Origin of the sequence: Nonomuraea solani (assembly GCF_900108335.1) — a bacterium.
In the GTDB taxonomy this organism is placed as follows: domain Bacteria; phylum Actinomycetota; class Actinomycetes; order Streptosporangiales; family Streptosporangiaceae; genus Nonomuraea; species Nonomuraea solani.
This window is the reverse complement of record NZ_FNVT01000008.1, coordinates 17,142-34,265: the sequence shown is the minus strand read 5'-3', so window position 1 is coordinate 34,265 and position 17,124 is coordinate 17,142. Positions and strand designations below refer to the sequence as shown.

The 17,124-nt window shown below is 69.6% G+C and carries 20 protein-coding genes; 13 read left to right on the top strand and 7 right to left on the bottom strand.

Features of this window, described 5'->3' with window-relative positions; translation table 11 throughout:
• Window positions 1-21 precede the first annotated feature (21 nt).
• Window positions 22-624 carry an NAD(P)-dependent oxidoreductase gene (locus C4V41_RS27700; RefSeq protein WP_103959245.1) on the top strand — a complete coding sequence of 201 codons (603 nt, stop codon included), beginning with the start codon at window positions 22-24 and terminating at the stop codon, window positions 622-624.
• Here C4V41_RS27700 and C4V41_RS27695 read toward each other — a convergent pair.
• Complete coding sequence (locus C4V41_RS27695; protein WP_103958892.1) at window positions 610-1,827, bottom strand: DUF4032 domain-containing protein; 1,218 nt, start codon at window positions 1,825-1,827, stop codon at window positions 610-612. The genes C4V41_RS27700 and C4V41_RS27695 overlap by 15 nt on opposite strands.
• Window positions 1,828-1,849: 22 nt before the next feature.
• On the opposite strand from C4V41_RS27695, the gene C4V41_RS27690 reads away from it, so the two are divergent.
• A complete protein-coding gene (locus tag C4V41_RS27690; RefSeq protein ID WP_103959244.1) occupies window positions 1,850-3,418 on the top strand; it encodes a DUF885 domain-containing protein in 1,569 nt (522 codons plus the stop codon).
• 22 nt (window positions 3,419-3,440) lie between these two features.
• Here the strand turns inward: C4V41_RS27690 and C4V41_RS27685 are convergent, their stop codons facing one another.
• Both C4V41_RS27685 and C4V41_RS27680 read right to left on the bottom strand, forming a co-directional pair.
• The gene (locus C4V41_RS27685; RefSeq protein WP_103958891.1) at window positions 3,441-4,073 is read right to left on the bottom strand and encodes a class II aldolase/adducin family protein; all 633 of its coding nucleotides are present in this window, start codon (window positions 4,071-4,073) and stop codon (window positions 3,441-3,443) included.
• A 37-nt stretch (window positions 4,074-4,110) separates the two neighbouring features.
• Window positions 4,111-4,695 (bottom strand): TetR/AcrR family transcriptional regulator, encoded by a 585-nt coding sequence (locus C4V41_RS27680; RefSeq protein ID WP_103958890.1) that lies wholly within the window; start codon window positions 4,693-4,695, stop codon window positions 4,111-4,113.
• A gap of 46 nt (window positions 4,696-4,741) precedes the next feature.
• Here C4V41_RS27680 and C4V41_RS27675 point away from each other — a divergent pair, with 46 nt between their 5' ends.
• The 4 genes from C4V41_RS27675 to C4V41_RS63165 all read left to right on the top strand — a co-directional run bounded on the left by C4V41_RS27675 (window position 4,742) and on the right by C4V41_RS63165 (window position 8,393).
• Window positions 4,742-5,656, top strand: a complete 915-nt coding sequence (locus tag C4V41_RS27675; protein WP_103958889.1) for a carbohydrate kinase family protein — start codon at window positions 4,742-4,744, stop codon at window positions 5,654-5,656.
• Window positions 5,657-5,667: 11 nt separating this feature from the next.
• The gene (locus C4V41_RS27670; RefSeq protein WP_103958888.1) at window positions 5,668-6,882 is read left to right on the top strand and encodes an aminotransferase class III-fold pyridoxal phosphate-dependent enzyme; all 1,215 of its coding nucleotides are present in this window, start codon (window positions 5,668-5,670) and stop codon (window positions 6,880-6,882) included.
• 78 nt (window positions 6,883-6,960) lie between these two features.
• Entirely contained in the window at window positions 6,961-7,503 is a 543-nt protein-coding gene (locus C4V41_RS27665; protein ID WP_103958887.1) for an RNA polymerase sigma factor, read from the top strand.
• Window positions 7,500-8,393 carry a hypothetical protein gene (locus C4V41_RS63165; RefSeq protein ID WP_200824270.1) on the top strand — a complete coding sequence of 298 codons (894 nt, stop codon included), beginning with the start codon at window positions 7,500-7,502 and terminating at the stop codon, window positions 8,391-8,393. Before C4V41_RS27665 ends, C4V41_RS63165 begins: the two co-directional genes overlap by 4 nt.
• Here C4V41_RS63165 and C4V41_RS27660 read toward each other — a convergent pair whose 3' ends face one another.
• Entirely contained in the window at window positions 8,394-9,626 is a 1,233-nt protein-coding gene (locus C4V41_RS27660; RefSeq protein ID WP_200824269.1) for an alkyl sulfatase dimerization domain-containing protein, read from the bottom strand.
• Window positions 9,627-9,773: 147 nt separating this feature from the next.
• On the opposite strand from C4V41_RS27660, the gene ngcE reads away from it, so the two are divergent.
• The 7 genes from ngcE (at window position 9,774) to C4V41_RS27625 (ending at window position 15,406) form a co-directional block, all read left to right on the top strand.
• Entirely contained in the window at window positions 9,774-11,213 is a 1,440-nt protein-coding gene (gene ngcE / locus C4V41_RS27655) for an N-acetylglucosamine/diacetylchitobiose ABC transporter substrate-binding protein (RefSeq protein WP_103958886.1), read from the top strand.
• A gap of 3 nt (window positions 11,214-11,216) precedes the next feature.
• Complete coding sequence (locus tag C4V41_RS27650; RefSeq protein WP_103958885.1) at window positions 11,217-12,119, top strand: carbohydrate ABC transporter permease; 903 nt, start codon at window positions 11,217-11,219, stop codon at window positions 12,117-12,119.
• Between the two features lie 2 nt (window positions 12,120-12,121).
• Window positions 12,122-12,967, top strand: coding sequence for a carbohydrate ABC transporter permease (locus C4V41_RS27645; protein ID WP_103958884.1), 846 nt, complete (start codon window positions 12,122-12,124; stop codon window positions 12,965-12,967).
• A 9-nt stretch (window positions 12,968-12,976) separates the two neighbouring features.
• Window positions 12,977-13,240: a 4a-hydroxytetrahydrobiopterin dehydratase gene (locus C4V41_RS27640; RefSeq protein WP_103958883.1), complete on the top strand. Its 264-nt coding sequence runs from the start codon at window positions 12,977-12,979 to the stop codon at window positions 13,238-13,240.
• A 96-nt stretch (window positions 13,241-13,336) separates the two neighbouring features.
• Window positions 13,337-13,906 carry a superoxide dismutase family protein gene (locus C4V41_RS27635; RefSeq protein WP_103958882.1) on the top strand — a complete coding sequence of 190 codons (570 nt, stop codon included), beginning with the start codon at window positions 13,337-13,339 and terminating at the stop codon, window positions 13,904-13,906.
• Window positions 13,907-13,970: 64 nt separating this feature from the next.
• Window positions 13,971-15,080 carry a low temperature requirement protein A gene (locus C4V41_RS27630; RefSeq protein ID WP_160150406.1) on the top strand — a complete coding sequence of 370 codons (1,110 nt, stop codon included), beginning with the start codon at window positions 13,971-13,973 and terminating at the stop codon, window positions 15,078-15,080.
• The gene (locus tag C4V41_RS27625) at window positions 15,077-15,406 is read left to right on the top strand and encodes a nuclear transport factor 2 family protein (RefSeq protein WP_103958880.1); all 330 of its coding nucleotides are present in this window, start codon (window positions 15,077-15,079) and stop codon (window positions 15,404-15,406) included. Before C4V41_RS27630 ends, C4V41_RS27625 begins: the two co-directional genes overlap by 4 nt.
• On the opposite strand, the gene C4V41_RS27620 is transcribed toward C4V41_RS27625, so the two are convergent.
• The 3 genes from C4V41_RS27620 to C4V41_RS27610 form a co-directional block, all read right to left on the bottom strand.
• Window positions 15,399-15,596 (bottom strand): hypothetical protein, encoded by a 198-nt coding sequence (locus tag C4V41_RS27620; protein WP_103958879.1) that lies wholly within the window; start codon window positions 15,594-15,596, stop codon window positions 15,399-15,401. The genes C4V41_RS27625 and C4V41_RS27620 overlap by 8 nt on opposite strands.
• A complete protein-coding gene (locus C4V41_RS27615) occupies window positions 15,593-15,943 on the bottom strand; it encodes a MarR family transcriptional regulator (protein WP_200824268.1) in 351 nt (116 codons plus the stop codon). The genes C4V41_RS27620 and C4V41_RS27615 overlap by 4 nt, the downstream gene beginning before the upstream one ends.
• 130 nt (window positions 15,944-16,073) lie before the next feature.
• Complete coding sequence (locus C4V41_RS27610) at window positions 16,074-17,039, bottom strand: pirin family protein (RefSeq protein ID WP_103958877.1); 966 nt, start codon at window positions 17,037-17,039, stop codon at window positions 16,074-16,076.
• Window positions 17,040-17,124: the final 85 nt, after the last annotated feature.

The window sequence follows — 17,124 nt, the reverse complement described above, 5'->3', positions numbered from 1 at the left end:
CCAAGAGATACTGTGACGCTCATGAAGATTCTGCTCTTTGGCGCGACCGGCATGATCGGCCAGCGCATCGCCGCCGAACTGGGCGGCCGCGGTCACGAGGTGACCGGGGTCAGCCGCAAGGGCCCCGTCAAGGGAGACGTCCGCGACACCGCCACCCTGGCCAAGGGCCACGACGCCGTCATCTCCGCCATCGCCCCGCCGCGCGACGGCACCGAGCCCGAAGGCCCCTTCCTGGAGGCCAACCGCGCCCTCATCGACGGCGTGCGCGCCGCCGGGGTGCGCCGGCTGATCGTCGTGGGCGGCGCCGGCAGCCTGGAGGTGGCTCCCGGCCAGGACCTGGTCGACACGCCCGAGTTCCCTGAGATCTACAAGAAGGAGTCGCGCGCCTCGCGCGCGGTCCTGCGCGTGTTCCGCGAGATCGACGACCTCGACTGGACGTTCGTCTCCCCGGCGGCGGAGATCGCGCCGGGGGAGCGCACCGGGGTCTTCCGGGTCGGCGGCGACACGCTGATGGCCGACGCCGAGGGCCGCAGCTTCATCACCGCCGAGGATTACGCGGTCGCGATCGCCGACGAGGTGGAGAAGAACGCCAACCCTCGCCGGCGGATCTCAGTCGCCTACTGACTCCGGTTCGTCGGGCAGCAGCGCCCGCTCGTCGGGCTTGTGCACGAGGATGTTGTCGACGTACGACTTCACGGCCGTGGACAGCCCGACGTCGGCCTCGTCCGCCTCGGACAGATACCAGCGATGGTCGAGGATCTCGTGGAAGAGCTGTGCGGGCTCCAACTTCCCGCGCAGCTCGGCGGGGATGGCCTCGACCGTCGGCTGGAACACCTCGGCCAGCCACCGGTGCGCCACGATGGCCTCGTCCTCGTGCCGCAGGCCCTGCGCCACCCGGAACCCGTCGAGGTCGTTGAGCAGCCGCCTGGCCTGGTTCTCCTCGACGTCGAGCCCGGTCAGCCTGAGCAGCCGCCGCTGATGGTGCCCTGCGTCCACGACCTTGGGCCGCACGATCAGCCGGCCGGTGCCGACCTTGCGCCGCACCATCATCTCGGCCACGTCGAAGCCGAGCAGGTTGAGCCGCCTGATGCGCTGCTCCACCCGGTGCCAGTCGACCTCGTCGATGATCTCGCTCTGGGTGATCTCCTCCCAGAGGCGGTGGTAGCGGGAGACGACGTCCTCGGCGGTGTTCATGGGGTCGATCGACGGGTGCAGCAGCCCGCCGGCCTCCAGGTCGAGCATCTCGCCGAAGATGTTCGTGTGCGCGGCCTCCATGTCCGCGAGCCGCTGGCCCTCGCTGATCATCGGGTGCATCTCGCCGGTCTCGGCGTCCACCAGGTAGGCGGCGAACGCTCCCGCGTCCCTGCGGAACAGCGTGTTGGACAGCGAGCAGTCGCCCCAGAAGAAGCCGTTCAGATGCAGGCGCACCAGCAGGACGGCGAGCGCGTCCAGCAGGCGGGTGAGCGTGTCGGGCCGCAGGGTGCCCGACATGACCGCGCGGTAGGGGAGGGAGAACTGCAGGTGCCTGGTGATCAGTGCCGCGTCGAGGCCCTCCTCGCGGCCGGTGACGTACGCCACGGGCTCCACGGAGGGTGCGTCGAGCCTGGCCAGGTCCCAGAGAAGCTGGTACTCCCGCTTGGCGTAGCGTTCGCTGATCTCCTTGATCGCGTACACCTTGCCGGAGAGCCGGGCGAAGCGCACCACGTGCCGCGAGATACCGCGCGGCAGATCGACCAGATGGTGTTGGGGCCAGTCTTGGAGCGGGACCTCCCAGGGGAGGCGAATCAGGTCAGGGTCGCCTAGCGCGCCAGTGATCTGAAGTGGCATTTGCTCAGGATATGGTGCATTGGTGGACGAGTTTCTCAACTGGTACTTTTCCGACCGTCCCGTCGTGGCCAGCGCGCTGGGGGCCGACGGTTACGATCACACCCTCGGTGACCTGACCGCCTCCGGCTGGACCGCCCGCGAACGCGAGCAGGTCCGCTGGCTGGAGCGCCTGTCGGCCGCCGAGACCACGTCCCTGGACGACGCGATCGACCGAGACCTCGTCCTGTCGCAACTCAGAGGCTCGATCGCGATGGCCTCCTGGCCCGAGTGGCGGCGCGACCCCGCCGTCTACCTCTCGGCGATCTTCGGCTCGATGTTCCAGCCGTTCCAGCACCGGCTCAAGCCCGAGCCCGAGCTGGTGCCGGCCGCCATCTCCCGGCTGGCCGAGGTGCCCGGCGTGCTGGCGGCCTGCCGCGCGAACCTGGACCCCGACCTGGCGGCGCCGCTGCTGGTCCAGCGCGGCCTGGGCCAGGCGCGTACCGGCCGCAACTTCCTGACCCGCACGATCCCGTCCATGGTCCAAGATCCCGAGCTGCGCGCCAGGCTGGCGGAGGCGGCCGAGCCGGCCGCGCGGGCGTTCGACGAGCTGGTGACCTTCCTGGAGGGCTTCGAGTGCGGCGGCACCTGGCGGATGGGGGAGAAGCTCTACTCCACGCTGCTGCGCGAGCGCGAGTTGCTCGGCTACGGCGCCGCCGAGCTGAACGCGAAGGGCCAGGCCGCCTGGGCGGAGCTGGACGCGCGGATGCGCGAGGTCTCGCGCCAGGTCAACGGCTCCGAGGACTGGCGGGCGGCCATGGAGCTGCTCATGGACGACCACCCGCCGACGCTGGCCGACATGCGGGCCGAGTACGACGCCGAGACGCAGCGGGCCCGCGCGTTCGTCAAGGAGCGTGACCTGGTCACCTTCGCCGACGGCGAGGAGTGCCACGTGCTGCCGTCGGCCGAGTACACGCGGCCGGTCCTGTCCGTCGCCCACTATCTGTCGCCGCCCCCGCTGAGCAGCTCGCGCACCGGCGTCTTCTTCGTCCCCTACACGCCGGACGACTTCACCGAGGAGCAGGTACGCCAGCGCCTGCGCACCAACTCGCGGGCCCAGATGCCCTCGATCGCGGTCCACGAGGCGTATCCCGGGCACCACTGGCACCTGTCGTACATGGCGGGCAACCCCCGTACCGTCCGGAAGGTCTTCAGGACGCCGTACTTCACCGAGGGCTGGGCCCTCTACGTCGAGAAGCTCCTGCACGAGCAGGGCTACTTCGACACCCCGGCCACCGAGCTGGCCCACCTGGACTGCCGGATCTTCCGCGCCGCCCGGATCGTCGTGGACACGGCGCTGCACTGCGAGGACATGTCCATCGAAGAGGCCGAGACGTTCATGGCCACGAAGGCGTCGCTGTCGCCGGGCACCGCCCAGGGCGAGGTCAACCGCTACTGCGCCTGGCCGACGCAGGCGCCGTCGTATCTCACGGGCGCCATCGAGATCGACCGCATCCGCGCGTCGTTCCAGGGCACCCCGAAGGAGTTCCACGACCGGCTCGCCGGCTCGGGCGGGCTGCCGCTGGGGCTGGCCGAGCAGGCCGTGCTCTCATAGGCGTGCTGTCATAAACGTGCTGTCATAGACGGGGGAACTCGGGCGGGTTGAGCGCGCGCTCGACCACGGCGGCGAGCTGTTCGTCCGTCAGGATGGTCGGCTTGCCGATGCTCAGCCCGCGCACGTAGACCTCGCAGAGCCACTCCAGCAGCCGGGTGGCCTCGAACGCCTCCTCGATGGTCGTCCCGATGGTCACCCCGCCATGGTTGGCCATCAGGGCGGCCCGCTTGCCCTCCAGGGCGGCGCGCACGTTCGCGGCCAGCTCTGGGGTGCCGTACGTGGCGTATTCGGCCACCTTGACCACCCCGCCCAGCAGCAGCGCGTTGTAGTGCACCGGCGGCAGCTCGGTCATCGTGGTGGCCACGACCGTGCCGAACACCGAGTGCGTGTGCACGATGGCCTGCGCGTCGGTGGTCTCGTAGACGGCCAGGTGCATGGGGGTCTCGCTGGACGGCTGGAGGTCGCCCTCCACGAGCATGCCCGCCATGTTCACGATCGGGCACATCTCGGGCGTCAGCCGGTCGAGGGCCGCGCCCGAGGGCGTGACCGCGACCAGGTCGCCCTGGCGCATGCTGAGGTTGCCCGACGTGCCGATGACCAGGCCGAGCTCGACGGCGCGGCGGCCGTAGTCGCACAACTGCTCGCGGAGGCTCATGCGCCTGCAATGTAGTCGGTCGCCCGACTTCCGGCAATCACAGGCGGTCGAGGGCCTGCAACATCAGGCGCTCGACGTCCACGCGGGTGAGGCGGCCAGGGTAGAGGAGCAGGTGCAGGCTGAGGCCGTCGACCAGGGCGAGCAGGTGCTCGGCGAGGTCGTCGAGGTTGTCGTCCGTCTTCAGCTCGCCGGCCGCGCGGGCCTGCCCGAGCAGGCCGCGTACGGCGGCGCGCAGCTCGCCCGCCTCCGTCCGCTGCACCTCGGCCAGTTGCTCCGAGGCCAGGCTGCGGCTCCAGAAGCTGACCTCCAGCCGGGTCTCCTGGGTACGCTCGGCGTCCAGCGGCAGGTTGTCCAGCAGCAGCTCACGCAGCGCCGCCAGCCCCGTGACGCCGTCCACCTTCCCGGTCAGCCGGGCGCGGATGCGCTGGTGAGACTGGCTCAGCGCGGACAGCAGGATCTCGTCCTTGTCGGCGAAGTAGTGGGCGAGCACACCGTTGGAGTAGCCGGCCTCCTTGGCGATGGCCCGCGTGGTGGCGGCGTCGATCCCGTCCCTGACGATCACCCGGCGGGCCGCTGACAGGACCTCGCGCCTGCGCTCGTCGTGATCGACGATCTTCGGCATCCAATCCTCCGTTGACTTTTTATTCGGACGTCTGTCTATTTAGACTATGACCGTCGCCACCGTCGGCGTCCACATCGTCGACATCCTCGCCAGGCCCGTGGACCACATTCCCGAGGGCCAGGACACCGTACTGGTCGATCAGATCCGCCTCACCGCCGCGGGCGCCGCCGCGGGGACGGCGGTGGACCTGGTCAAGCTGGGCAACGACGTGGTCACCATGGGCGCGATCGGGGACGACGAGCTGGGTGACTTCCTGCTGGCCGTGCTGGCCAAGCGGGGCGTCGACGTCTCGCGTCTCGTCCGCAGGGCGGGCGAGCAGACGGCGGCCTCGATCCTGCCGATCAGGCCGGACGGCGGGCGGCCCAGCTTCCACGTGCCCGGCGCCAACCTGAGCGTGACGTACGCCGACCTGGACCCCGACGTGCTGCGCGGCGCGCGGGCGATCCACCTGGGCGGCGTGGACGTCACGTTCGGCCTCGGCGACCCGGCCTTCTTCGCCCTCCTCGACGAGGTCAGGGCGGCCGGGACGATCGTCACGATGGACCTGCTCTCGGAGATGCCCGACCTGCTGGGCATGGCCCGCGCGTTCCTGCCGCACGTGGACTACGTCCTGCCGAACGAGTCGCAGGCCCTGCTGATGACCGGCGCCACCGACGTCCCGGCCGCCGCCCAGGCGCTGCTCGCCGACGGGCCGCGCGGCGTGCTCGTCACCCTCGGCGAGGCGGGCAGCCTCGTCGTGACCGGCGAAGGCACGTCGGAGGTCCCGGCGCTCAAGACGGAGGTCTCCGACACCACCGGCTGCGGCGACGCCTACTGCGCCGGCTTCCTGACCGGCCTTCTGCACGGTCACGACGTCCTGACCGCCGCCCGCTGGGGCACGGCCGCCGCCGCCCGCGTCGCCACCGGGCTCGGCTCCGACGCCGGCCTCACCGACCTCGAATCCACCCTCAGCCTGCTCTAAGGACCCCTCCCATGACCGACGCAGAACTCCGCCAGCGGGCCTTGAAGGTCGTCCCCGGCGGCATGTACGGCCACCTCAACGCCGCGATCTTCGCCCCCGGCTACCCCCAGTTCTTCGAGCGCGCCGAGGGCTGCCGCCAGTGGGACGCGGACGGCCGCGAGTACATCGACTTCATGTGCAGCTGGGGCCCCATTGTGCTCGGGCACCGGCACCCGCGCGTCGAGGAGGCCGCCGCCCGCCAGGCCGCGCTCGGCGACTGCCTCAACGGGCCCGGCGCGGTCATGGTCGAGCTGGCCGAGCTGCTGGTGGACACCGTGCCGAGCGCGGACTGGGCGATGTTCTCCAAGAACGGCACCGACGCCACCACGCAGGCCCTCATGGTCGCCAGGGCCGCGACGGGGCGGACGAAGGTGCTGATGGCGCACGGGGCGTACCACGGCGCGGACCCCTGGTGCACGCCCTCGCTCGCGGGCACGACGCCGAACGAGCGGGCCGACCTGGTGGAGTTCACGTACAACTCGCTGGAGTCTTTGGAGGCCGCGGCGGCGACCGTCGAGGGTGACGTGGCGGCGATCATCGTCACGCCCTTCAAGCACGACTCGTTCGAGGACCAGGAGCTGGTGGAGCCCGCCTTCGCGCGCGGCGCCCGCGCGCTCGCCGACCGGCTGGGCGCGGCGCTGGTGATCGACGACGTGCGCGCCGGGTTCCGCGTCGACCTGCGCGGCTCGTGGGAGCCGTACGGCGTCCGCCCCGACCTGACGGCCTGGTCGAAGGCCATGGCCAACGGCTACCCGATCGCCGCCGTCACCGGCACCGACGCGCTGCGCGGCCCCGCGCAGACGCTGTACTCGACCGGCTCGTTCTGGTTCTCCGCGGTGGCGATGGCGGCGGCCAAGGCCACCATCGAGACGCTGCGGGACACCGAGGGCATCGCGTTCATGGAGCGCGCGGGCACCCAGCTCAGGGAGGGCCTGTACGCCCAGGCCAAGGCGCACGGCTTCGTGGTCAACCAGACGGGCCCGGTGACGATCCCCTGGCTCAGCTTCGACGGCGACGCGGACCTGTCGGTGGCCATGCACTGGAGCGACGCCTGCCTGCGGCACGGGGTCTACCTGCACCCCTGGCACAACTGGTTCATGTCGGCGGCCCACACCGAGGCCGACGTCGCGAAGGCGTTGGAGGGCACGGACCAGGCGTTCGCCGAGACCCGCAGCCATTTCGGCTGATATTTCCTCGCAACCGGTAATGCTCCGGATATGGCGGACATGGGGTTGAGTGTTGACGCACTCATGTGAGGAGCCCCCGTGGGAGACGATCCCGAAGGCCGGTTCGAGGAGATCTACGCATCCTCGTACCGGCCGCTGCTCGGGTACGCGTTGCGCCGATGTCCGGACCCGGACGACGCGGCCGACGTGGTGGCCGAGACCTTCCTGGTCGCCTGGCGCCGCGTGACGGAGGTCCCTGAAGGGGACGAGGCCCGGTTGTGGCTCTTCGGCGTGGCCAGAAAGGTGCTGGCCAACCAGCGGCGCGGCGAGCGCCGCCACGAGCAGCGCACCGCCGCCCTGCGCGAGCAACTGGCCGCCTCGCCGCTCGTCGCCCGGCCGCCCGGCGACGACCTGTCCCAGATGGGGCGCGTCTTCCGCGCCCTGCCCGAGGACGACAGGGAGTTGCTCGCGCTGGTCGCCTGGGAACGGCTGGACCCCGGCCAGATCGCGAAGGTGCTGGGGATCTCCCGCAACGCGGTGCGGGTCAGGCTCTATCGCGCCCGCAGGCGCTTCGCCCGCGGGCTGGCCGAGGCCGGCGTCGACCACTCTTACGCCGTCGCGATGGAAGGGAGCGGGCTGTGAACATCGCCGATCTCGCCAAGGTCAAGGACGAGGACCTGTCCGCGGAGCCGGTGGGGCGGTCGTCCGGCGCGGGGGCGCGGGCGCTGATGGAGTCGATCATGGGGGAGGAGCGCGAGGAGGAGCGCGAGCCGGTACGCGGGCGCTTCCCGGTTCGGCGAAGCCTCGGGCTCTCGGTGATCGCCGCCGGGCTGGCCACCTCCTTCGTCATCTGGACCCCGTTCGGCAGGCCCGCCACCGAGTTCGCCAACGCCGCCGTCTCGATCAAGACCGGCGCGGACTTCGTCGAGGTCGAGATCAACGATCCCGAGGCCGAGGCCGAGACGTTCGCGGAGGCGTTCCGTGCGGTCGGGCTGAACGCCGAGGTGCGCAAGGCCCCGGTGGCGCCGGAGGAGGTCGGGGTGATCGTCCCGGTCACGGACGGTGACTTCCCGGCCGGCACCGGCATGACCGTCACCACCGTCACCGAGGGCTGTAAGTCCGCCTGGTGCGGCAGGGTCGCCATGCCCGTCGGATTCACCGGTAGGTTCGTCATCGGAATCGGCCGGCCCGCCGCGCCGGGCGAACGCTACTCCTCCTCCGTCGGCTCCGAGGTGGACGGGCCGTTGATCGACGGCTTCCAGCCACGCGGCAAACCTGTCTCCGAGGTCCGCGCCGCCATGAAGCGGTCCGGGCTGAAGATCGAGTACGTGGTGGTGTGGACCGTGGCCGACGGCAGCGGCGGCGGCTACAACGTCCCCGCCGAACACGTGAAGGGCGACTGGGTCGTCGGTCACGTGCAGCGGACCGCCTCCGACTCCATCCGGGTGCTGATCGACAATCCCCCCGGCGTGCCGAAGGACTCGCTGCCCAGGGCCGACCCGCCGCCCGCGCCCGACTGGTGGAAGGACTGACTACGAGCGCCGCTCCGACTCGGCGGCGGCCCAGTTGAAGATGCCCTTCGCCATGAGGGAGAGCTCGTTCGCCGCCCTGGTGGAAAAGACCTCCGCGCGTACGCGGTGCACGCCCGCGTCGTCCGGTGCCGCCAGGGCGGCCATTTCCGCGAAATGCCCCGCCAGCCGTTCATCGCCCTCGGAAAGGGCCTTCATCGCCGCGTCGGCGAGGGCCGCGGGGCCGCCCGCGAGTTCGGCCACGGCTTTCGCGAGTTCCGCTTCCGGGGCGGGTTTCAGATGCGCCGGGTTGCCGTCGTACCAGCCGCCGTAAAGGCGCCACAGATTGCGTACGACGAATTCCGGCTCGTCATATCGGGCCCGCAGGTAGGGACGGCCCGCGAGGTGCTCGGGCGGGCTTACGGAATGCACGATCTCGTCGAGACGGGCGCCCGCGTTGAGCAGTTCCAGGGTCTGTGTGACGAGCGATTCCAGCCATTCCGCGGTCTCCAGCAGCGCCTGCCGGATACGGTCGCCGCCGAAGATGGGGGCGCCGTGGCTGGGGAGCATGATCTCGGCGTCGAGGGCGGCCATCAGGCGCAGGGCGTGCACCCATTCCCGGGGATAGCGTTGGACCTTCTGCGGATTACCGCAATTGGGCGTCACCCAGATGAACAGGTCGCCGGGCAGCAGCAGCCGGTGCTCGCGTACGTAGCCGATGGTCGCGTCGTCGGTCTCGCCCTTGGCGTGCCGCAGGTCGAACGTCAGGCCGCCGCGCCGCACGGTCAGCGCGTCGCCGTAGGTCACGTCGGGATGGCGATAGGCGGTGGGCCAGCGCAGTCCGGGGCTCTGGAACTGCCGCTGGTTGATCACCGCGTTGTAGCCGTTGGTCAGCAGATAGCGCTCGAACCGGTCGGCCACCGCTTTGTGGGCGTAGACGGTGGCGCGCGGCCCCGACTCCTCGAACGGGCCTGTGCCGAAGACGTGGTCGATGTGCCCGTGCGAGTAAATGGCGGTCGTCAGCGGCGCCTTCGACCACCGTCGCACGTCCTCGTGCAATCGCGCCGCCGAGAACGGGCTGCTGGTGTCGAACAGCACCAGCTCGCCCCCGGTCTCGAAGGCGATGACGTTCCCGAATCCGGGCCACCAGCCCAGACCCTCCGCTATCGGGTGGACGCCCTTGCCCTCCAGGCCCGTGTCCACGATGCTGTCGTCAGATTCGCCGTGCCACACCCGGTCCGCGTACTCCACAATCATGCGGTCAACTCTGCTTCTAGAACCTCGTTCTAGGCAAGCGGAATCACGGCAAGGTCACGTGTCGATAGCACCCTCTTGACGGGTGTCGGGGGCCGTTCGTACGTTGCGGGCAAACGTTTAGGAAACTTTCCTAATTCAGGAGGCCCCATGACCCCTCCAGGCGAGATCACCCGCCGTCAGCTCCTCCGCCGGATCGGGACGGCCGCGTTCGTCGCGGGCCCGGGCGCGGGTCTGCTGAGCGCCTGCGCCACCGCCGGCACCGGAGGCGACCCCGCGCCCACCACCTCGATCACGGCCTCCGCCGACTCGAAGAACCCGTTCGGCGTCGACGCGAAGAAGCCTCTGGAGGTGGTCATCTTCAGCGGCGGGTACGGCGACGCCTACGCCAGGGACCTGCACGAGGAGCTCTACAAGAAGGAGTTCCCCGGCGTGAGCGTCAAGCACAACGCCACCCAGCAGATCGGCACCCAGCTCCGCCCCCGCTTCGTCGGCGGCGACGCGCCCGACGTGCTCAACAACTCGGGCCCCGAGTCGATGGACCTGGCCGCGCTGGCCGCCGAGCAGCACCTGGCCGACCTCGGCGTGCTCTTCGACGCGCCCTCGATCGACGACCCGGCCAAGAAGGTGCGCGACACCGTCACGCCGGCCGTGCTCGACAACGCCCTGATCAACGGCAAGGAGCTGGTGCTCAACTACACCGTTTCGCACCGGGCGCTCTGGTACAACGCCAAGCTGTTCGAGTCGAAGGGCTGGAAGGTGCCGGTGACCTGGACCGAGTTCGTCGAGCTGGGGGAGAAGGCCAAGCAGGAGAACATCGTCCTGTTCGCGTACCCGGGGCAGAAGGGCCCGTACTACCAGCTCTGGAACGTCCTCTACACGGCCGCCAAGATCGGCGGCAACCAGATCATCATCGACATCGACAACCTGGTCGACAACGCCTGGACCGCCGAGCCGATGAAGCAGGCCGTCACCGCCTGGGTGGACATCCAGGCCAGGTTCGGCGACAAGGCGTATTTCGGCCTCGACCACACCCAGACCCAGATCAAGCACCTGCAGAACAAGGTGCTCTTCTATCCGGTCGGCTCCTGGATCGAGAACGAGATGGCCAAGGACAAGCCGAAGGACTTCCAGTACGCCATCGCCCCCATTCCCGACGTCACCGCCGCCGACAAGATGCCGTACGGCGCCATCCAGGTGGGCGTCGGCGAGAACTTCGTCGTCGGCGCCAAGGGCAAGAACCCGCAGGGCGGCCTCGAATATCTGCGCATCATGCTCTCGAAAGAGGGCGCGCGCGGTTTCACCGAGAAGACCAAGAACATCACGGTCGTGAACGGCGCCGCCGCCGGCGTGGATCTGCCCGCCGGCCTGAGAAGCGCCGCCGATGCCCAGGACAAGGCCGGCCAGAACGTCATCACCGAGGCGCGTTTCGAAGGCTGGTACAAGGAGCTGTTCGACTACGGCACCGAACAGATCAACGTGGTCATGGCGGGCCGGATCACCCCGGAGAAGTTCTGCGCCAACATGCAGAAGAAGGCCGACGCGGTCAAGAAGGACGACGCGGTCGCCAAGCAGACCCGGAGCCAGTAGTCCATGCAGCGGTTGCGCAAATACGGGTTCGTGGCCGGATTTCTCGTCGTCCCTCTCACGCTCTATTCGGTCTTCGTCATCAGCCCCTATGTCCAGGCGTTCCAGCTCTCCCTGACGAGCTGGAACGGATACAGCTCGATCGTGCGTTACGTGGGGCTGGACAATTTCGGCCGGCTGTTCGGCGACGAGGTGTTCTGGCAGGCCCTGCGCAACCACGCGGTCCTGCTGCTCGTGCTGCCGATCGCCACGATCGCCATCGCGCTGTTCCTGTCCTTCCTGCTGAATCTCGGCGGCGGCACCATGAAAGGGGTCTGGGGCTCGAAGTTCTACCGGGTGGTGTTCTTCTTTCCCCAGGTCCTGGCCGTGGCCGTGGTCGGCGTGCTGTTCCAGGCGGTCTACCGGCCCGACGCCGACGGCGTCATCAACGGGATTCTGGCCCGGCTGGGCATCGACCCCGTCGGCTGGCTGATCGAGCCGGGGCTGGCTTTGTGGTCGGTGATCGCGGTGATGGTCTGGCAGGGCGTCGGCTTCTACGTCGTGCTGTTCTCGGCGGGCATGGCCGCCATTCCCCAGGACTACTTCGAGGCGGCGGCGCTCGACGGGGCGGGCCGGCTGCGCCTGTTCTTCTCGATCACGCTGCCGCTGCTGCGCGACACCGTCCAGGTCGGCTGGATCTATCTGGGGATCGCGGCCTTCGACGGGTTCGCGCTGATCCAGGTGCTCGCGGGCGACAAGGGCGAGCCCGACGGGGCCACGACCATCCTGCCCGTCACCATCTACAAGACCGCCTTCTCCTACCAGAAGGTCGGGTACGCGTCCGCGATGGGCGTGGCGCTGTTCTTCCTCACCGTGACGTTCGCCGTGCTGACGTTGCGTACGACCAGGCGTGAGAGGGTTGAGCTCTAGACATGGCCTCGCGTAAGCCCCGGTTCGGCGTGCTCAACGGCCTTTCGCACGTGGCGCTGGCCGTCTGGGCGCTGCTGATCATCGCGCCGCTGCTGTGGACGTTCCTGGCGTCGTTCAAGAACAACACCGAGATCTTCGGCGACCCGCTGCGACTTCCCGGTGAGCTCCGGCTGGACGCGTGGGGGCGGGCGTGGGACACGGCCCACATCGGGCGCTACATGCTCAACACCGTCATCGTGGTCTTCTTCGGTACGGCGGGCACGATGGTGTTCGGGTCGATGGCGGCGTACGTGCTGGCCCGCTACCGGTTCTTCGGCAACAAGCTGATCTACTACTACTTCGTGGCCGGCCTGGCGTTCCCGGTCTTCCTGGCGCTCGGCCCGCTGTTCTTCGTGGTCAGGTCGGTCGGCCTGCTCAACTCCCACGTCGGCCTGGTCCTGGTCTACATCGCCTATTCGCTGCCGTTCACGGTGTTCTTCTTAGCGGCATTTTTCAGGACGCTGCCCGAGGCGGTCGCCGAGGCCGCCACCATCGACGGCGCCTCCCACACCCGCACGTTCTTCCAGATCATGGTGCCGATGGCCAGGCCCGGCCTGATCAGCATCACCATCTTCAACGTGCTCGGGCAGTGGAACCAGTATCTGCTGCCCCTCGTGCTGCTGGCCGGTGACCCCGACAAATGGGTCCTCACCCAGGGCATCGCCAGGATCTCCACGCTGGCCGGCTATGAGGCGGACTGGCCCGGCCTGTTCGCCGCCCTGTCCATCACCATCCTGCCCGTCATGATCGTGTACATCATCTTCCAGCGTCAGATCCAGTCCGGGCTCGGCTCGGGGGCGCTGAAGTAGCGTGAGCCCATGGACATCAACGACCTGCCCCTTTGGCGGCGCGAGGGCGACGAGCTCCGGCGTACGGTGACCGCGCCCGACTTCCCCGCCGCCATCCGCATCGTCGACGAGATCGCGGTGCGGGCGGAGGAGCTCAACCACCATCCCGACATCGACATCCGCTGGCGCAAGCTCCACCTGGCCCTCACCACCCACGACAAGGGCGGTCTCACCGACCTCGACTTCACGCTCGCCGCGCTGATCGACGACATCGCGGCAAAACATGGCGCCTAGCATCGGATAACCGTCCGTAGCAGACCGGTCACTCGTTAAAGTGGGTGCCCTCTCGGAGTCCTCAGGCCGTAAGGGGCTCGGACCATAGGGGTTCTCATGCGTGTGCCCGCACTTCTGCTCATCCTGCTCACCGCCGCCTGCGCGGGCCCGCCCGCCCCACTCCAGGACGCATCCGGCGCCGGCGGGGCCGTCGAGAAGAGCCCAGGGGAGGCCGTCACGCTGTCGGCCGCCGGCGAGTTCTCCGCCGGCGACACCGGTGACACCGGGGCCATCGCCTACGACCGCAAGCTCGTCCCCGAGGGCGCCCAGGCCAGCGTCACCGTCGAGTCCACCGGCGGCAAGACCCGCACCTCCCTCGTCGTCGAGGGACTGCTGCCCGATCGCCGCTACGGCGCCCACCTGCACGCCAAGCCCTGCGGCAAGAAGCCCGACGAGTCGGGCCCGCACTTCCAGCACCACCCGGGCCAGATCAACCCGACGAGCGAGGTCTGGCTCGACGTCACCACCGACGCCGAGGGCGCGGGCCGCTCCGCCGCCCGCCACGACTGGGCGCTCGACGCGGCCAAGCCGCCGGGCTCACTCGTGATCCACGCCGAGCCCACCACGACCTCGGGCCCCAAGGTGGGCCAGGCCGGGCCGCGCGTCGCCTGCCTGACGCTGAAATAGGTACCGAGCGGCGCACAATCCGGGCATAATTACACAATTACATAGTGTGGAGGCAAGAGCAGTCGTGACCAATCGCCAATGGCAGCCGCCCCGATTAAGGCTGTTCGAAGACGCGCACCGCCGGGCGACCTGGCTCGAGCTACTCTACGACCTCGTCTTCGTCGTGGCCGTCGCGGAGCTGGCCGCCGTGCTCGCCGAGGGGGCGGATCTCGGCCGCGTCCTCACGTTCGTGGGGCTGTTCGTACCGGTCTGGTGGGCCTGGGCGGGCTACGTCTTCTACGCCAACCGCTTCGACACCGACGACGTCAGCCACCGCCTCCTCGCGCTGCCGCAGATCCTGGCCGTCGCCACCATGGCGGCCAGCGTGGGCGACATCGAGCAGCGCTCCGCGCTCTTCGCCGTCTCGTACGCCGTTGCCCGGGTGCTGCTCATCGTGGCCTACGTGCGCGCCGGCCGCCACGTGCCCGAGGCCCGCGCGCTCACCACCCGCTACGCCGCCGGCTTCACCGTGGCCGTGCTCATCTGGCTGGCCTCGCTCGCCGTGGAGCCGCCGCAGCGATACCTCTTCTGGGCCGTCGCCCTGCTCATCGACCTGGCCACGCCCCTGCTGGCCCGGCGCCACCAGGGCAAGCTGCCGCCGCAGAGCGAGCACCTGCCGGAGCGCTTCGGGCTCTTCGTGGTGATCGTCCTCGGGGAGGTCGTCGCCGCGGTCGTCATCGGGCTGAAGGGTCACGACGTCACGCCGGGAGCGCTGCTGATCGCGCTGGCCGGGGTGGCGATCGCGATGGGCTTCTGGTGGCTCTACTTCGGCCACCTCGACGAGTCCGTCGTGCTCCGTACCCAGATGGCCGGTCAGGTGTGGGTCTACTCGCACCTGCCGCTCTCGCTCGGCCTGGTGGCGTTCGGCGTCGGCATCGAGCACGCGATCACCCACCCGTCCGGCACGAGCGGGTCCGTCGGCGTCCCCGCCGCGCTCGTCCTGGCCGTGCTCGGCGTGCAGCACCTCTGCTCCCGCGACCGCCGCGCGGGCGCCATCCGCCTGACCGCCGCCGCGCTCACGCTGGCCGCCTCACTGCTCCCGGTCGTGGTGGCGCTGCCGGTCATCCTGCTGATCGCCGCCGCCCAGGTGGCCTACGACCTGCTCCGTCCGCTTCCCGAAGGTGCCGCCACATGACCGCCAAAGACGTCTTCGACCGCCAGCTCGCCGCCATCGCCGGCCAGGACCTTCCGGCCCTGCTCGCGCAGTATCACGACGAGGCCACGGTGGTCCGCTTCGACCGCGTCGCCCGGGGCGCCGCGGAGATCGGCGAGCTGTTCGGCGCCTACCTCTCCGCGAAGCCTCAGGTCGACGAGATCGTCTCGCTCCAGGTGACCGACGACGTGATCTTCTACAACGCCTACATGACCGTCGGGGGGAACCGCGTGACCACGTACGGGACCCTCGTGGTCAAGGACGGCCGCATCTGGCGCCAGACCGCCGCCGCCCTCCCGCTCACGTGATCGAGGCCGCCATCGTCTGCCACGGCGCCGCGTCGAAGATCAGCATGATCGTGCCGATCTTCCCGTCGCGGAGCCGGAAGTGCTCGGCCGTGCGCTGGACGCCGTCGACCAGCGCCGCTGCGGCCGCCACGTCCCCACGGAACCGGGCGTCGTGATAGCCGCGCACGACCTCCCGCGTGGCGGCGCTCATCGGCCCTCCCGCAGGTGCTGCGCGAGCTGCTCCTGGTTGACGGCCAGCCGTAGGCACAGATGCCGCAACAGGCCCAGCTCCTCCGTCGTGAACCCCCGGAAGATCGCCGCCATGGCCAGTTGCGACGGCTTCCTGAACGCCTCGATCCAGGCCAGCCCCTCTGGCGTGATCTGTGCCAGCACCGACCGCCGATCCCGCCGATCGGGCACCCGCCGCGCCAGCCCGTCCCGCTCCAGCGTGTCGACCAGCCCCGTCACGTTCCGGGAGGTCACCCCCGCGGCCTGCGCCAACTCCCCGATGCTGACGCCCTCGTCACCCGCGGAGCTCGGCCGGAGCAGCAGATCCATCGCCCCGGAGCTGAGCCCCCGTCTTTCACTCCCGTGCGACCGCATCCGCTCAACGGCCTGAGAAGCGGTCCGTACGGCCGCCGCCGCCTCGAACGCGAGGGTGTCCCCACCCCCCCCGTGAACGCACCGGTCAGACGTGCTCGGCGGGAATCGCGCCCAGCCTCCCCGCCTGATAGTCCTCGAACGCCTGAGCCAGCTCGGCCTTGGTGTTCATGACGAACGGCCCATAGTGCGCCACCGGCTCCCCGATGGGCTCGCCGCCCAGCACGATCACGTCGAGCGTGTCCTTGGCCGTGATCGTGACGCTCTCCCCGGACGTCGCCAGTCCGGGCCGGTTCCCGAACCCGTCGAACACGGCGAGTTGCCCGCTGTGGAACGGCCGCCGCTCATCGCCCACGGTCCCTCGCCCCGACAGCGCGTACGCCAGCGCGTTGAAGTCCTTCCGCCACGGCATCACCAGCCGCGCCCCGGGCGACAGCGTGGCGTGCAGCAGCGTGATCGGCGTCTGCGTGCTCCCCGGCCCGCTGTTCCCGGCCAGATCCCCGGCGATGAGCCGCACCAGCGCCCCACCGTCATGGCTGCTCAGCAGCACGACACTGGAACTTCCGATGTCCTGATATTTCGGCGCGATCATCTTCTTCGCCCCCGGCAGGTTCACCCAGAGCTGCACCCCGTGGAACAGCCCGCCCTGCTGCACCAGCCACTCGGGCGGCGCCTCCTTGTGCAGAATCCCGGCGCCGGCGGTCATCCACTGGGTGTCCCCGTTGGTGATCGTCCCCCCGCCCCCGTTGGAGTCGAGATGATCGATCACCCCGTCGATCATGTACGTCACGGTCTCGAACCCCCGGTGCGGATGCCACGGCGTCCCCTTGGGCTCCCCGGCCGCGTAGTCGACCTCACCCATCTGGTCCATCATCACGAACGGGTCCAGGTATGCCGGCTTGATCGCGGCCAGCGCCCGGCGCACGGGAAAGCCTTCCCCCTCGAACCCGCTGGGCGCGGTCTCGATGGCGAGCACCTTACGGCCGTGCGTCCCGGCCACCGGCTCGGGCAGGCGGGGGAGGGTTAGCGGGTTCTCTACGGTCACGGCGGGCATGTCCGGCTCCTTCCAGCGGATTCTGCCCGGCTCAACCCGATTTACTTTTCAACTATTCCCCGGCGTAGAGCCGTTCGAGATCCAC

Bases quoted from the DNA above. Each gene is read 5' to 3' on its own strand.
- C4V41_RS27650 (WP_103958885.1), top strand. From the start codon at position 11,217: ATGCAGCGGTTGCGCAAATACGGGTTCGTGGCCGGATTTCTCGTCGTC.
- C4V41_RS27675 (WP_103958889.1), top strand. From the start codon at position 4,742: ATGACCGTCGCCACCGTCGGCGTCCACATCGTCGACATCCTCGCCAGG.
- C4V41_RS27670 (WP_103958888.1), top strand. From the start codon at position 5,668: ATGACCGACGCAGAACTCCGCCAGCGGGCCTTGAAGGTCGTCCCCGGC.
- C4V41_RS27640 (WP_103958883.1), top strand. From the start codon at position 12,977: ATGGACATCAACGACCTGCCCCTTTGGCGGCGCGAGGGCGACGAGCTC.
- C4V41_RS27685 (WP_103958891.1), bottom strand. From the start codon at position 4,073: ATGAGCCTCCGCGAGCAGTTGTGCGACTACGGCCGCCGCGCCGTCGAG.
- C4V41_RS27700 (WP_103959245.1), top strand. From the start codon at position 22: ATGAAGATTCTGCTCTTTGGCGCGACCGGCATGATCGGCCAGCGCATC.
- C4V41_RS27635 (WP_103958882.1), top strand. From the start codon at position 13,337: ATGCGTGTGCCCGCACTTCTGCTCATCCTGCTCACCGCCGCCTGCGCG.
- ngcE (WP_103958886.1), top strand. From the start codon at position 9,774: ATGACCCCTCCAGGCGAGATCACCCGCCGTCAGCTCCTCCGCCGGATC.
- C4V41_RS27645 (WP_103958884.1), top strand. From the start codon at position 12,122: ATGGCCTCGCGTAAGCCCCGGTTCGGCGTGCTCAACGGCCTTTCGCAC.
- C4V41_RS27625 (WP_103958880.1), top strand. From the start codon at position 15,077: ATGACCGCCAAAGACGTCTTCGACCGCCAGCTCGCCGCCATCGCCGGC.
- C4V41_RS27660 (WP_200824269.1), bottom strand. From the start codon at position 9,626: ATGATTGTGGAGTACGCGGACCGGGTGTGGCACGGCGAATCTGACGAC.
- C4V41_RS27610 (WP_103958877.1), bottom strand. From the start codon at position 17,039: ATGCCCGCCGTGACCGTAGAGAACCCGCTAACCCTCCCCCGCCTGCCC.
- C4V41_RS27695 (WP_103958892.1), bottom strand. From the start codon at position 1,827: ATGCCACTTCAGATCACTGGCGCGCTAGGCGACCCTGACCTGATTCGC.
- C4V41_RS27680 (WP_103958890.1), bottom strand. From the start codon at position 4,695: ATGCCGAAGATCGTCGATCACGACGAGCGCAGGCGCGAGGTCCTGTCA.
- C4V41_RS27615 (WP_200824268.1), bottom strand. From the start codon at position 15,943: ATGGATCTGCTGCTCCGGCCGAGCTCCGCGGGTGACGAGGGCGTCAGC.
- C4V41_RS27620 (WP_103958879.1), bottom strand. From the start codon at position 15,596: ATGAGCGCCGCCACGCGGGAGGTCGTGCGCGGCTATCACGACGCCCGG.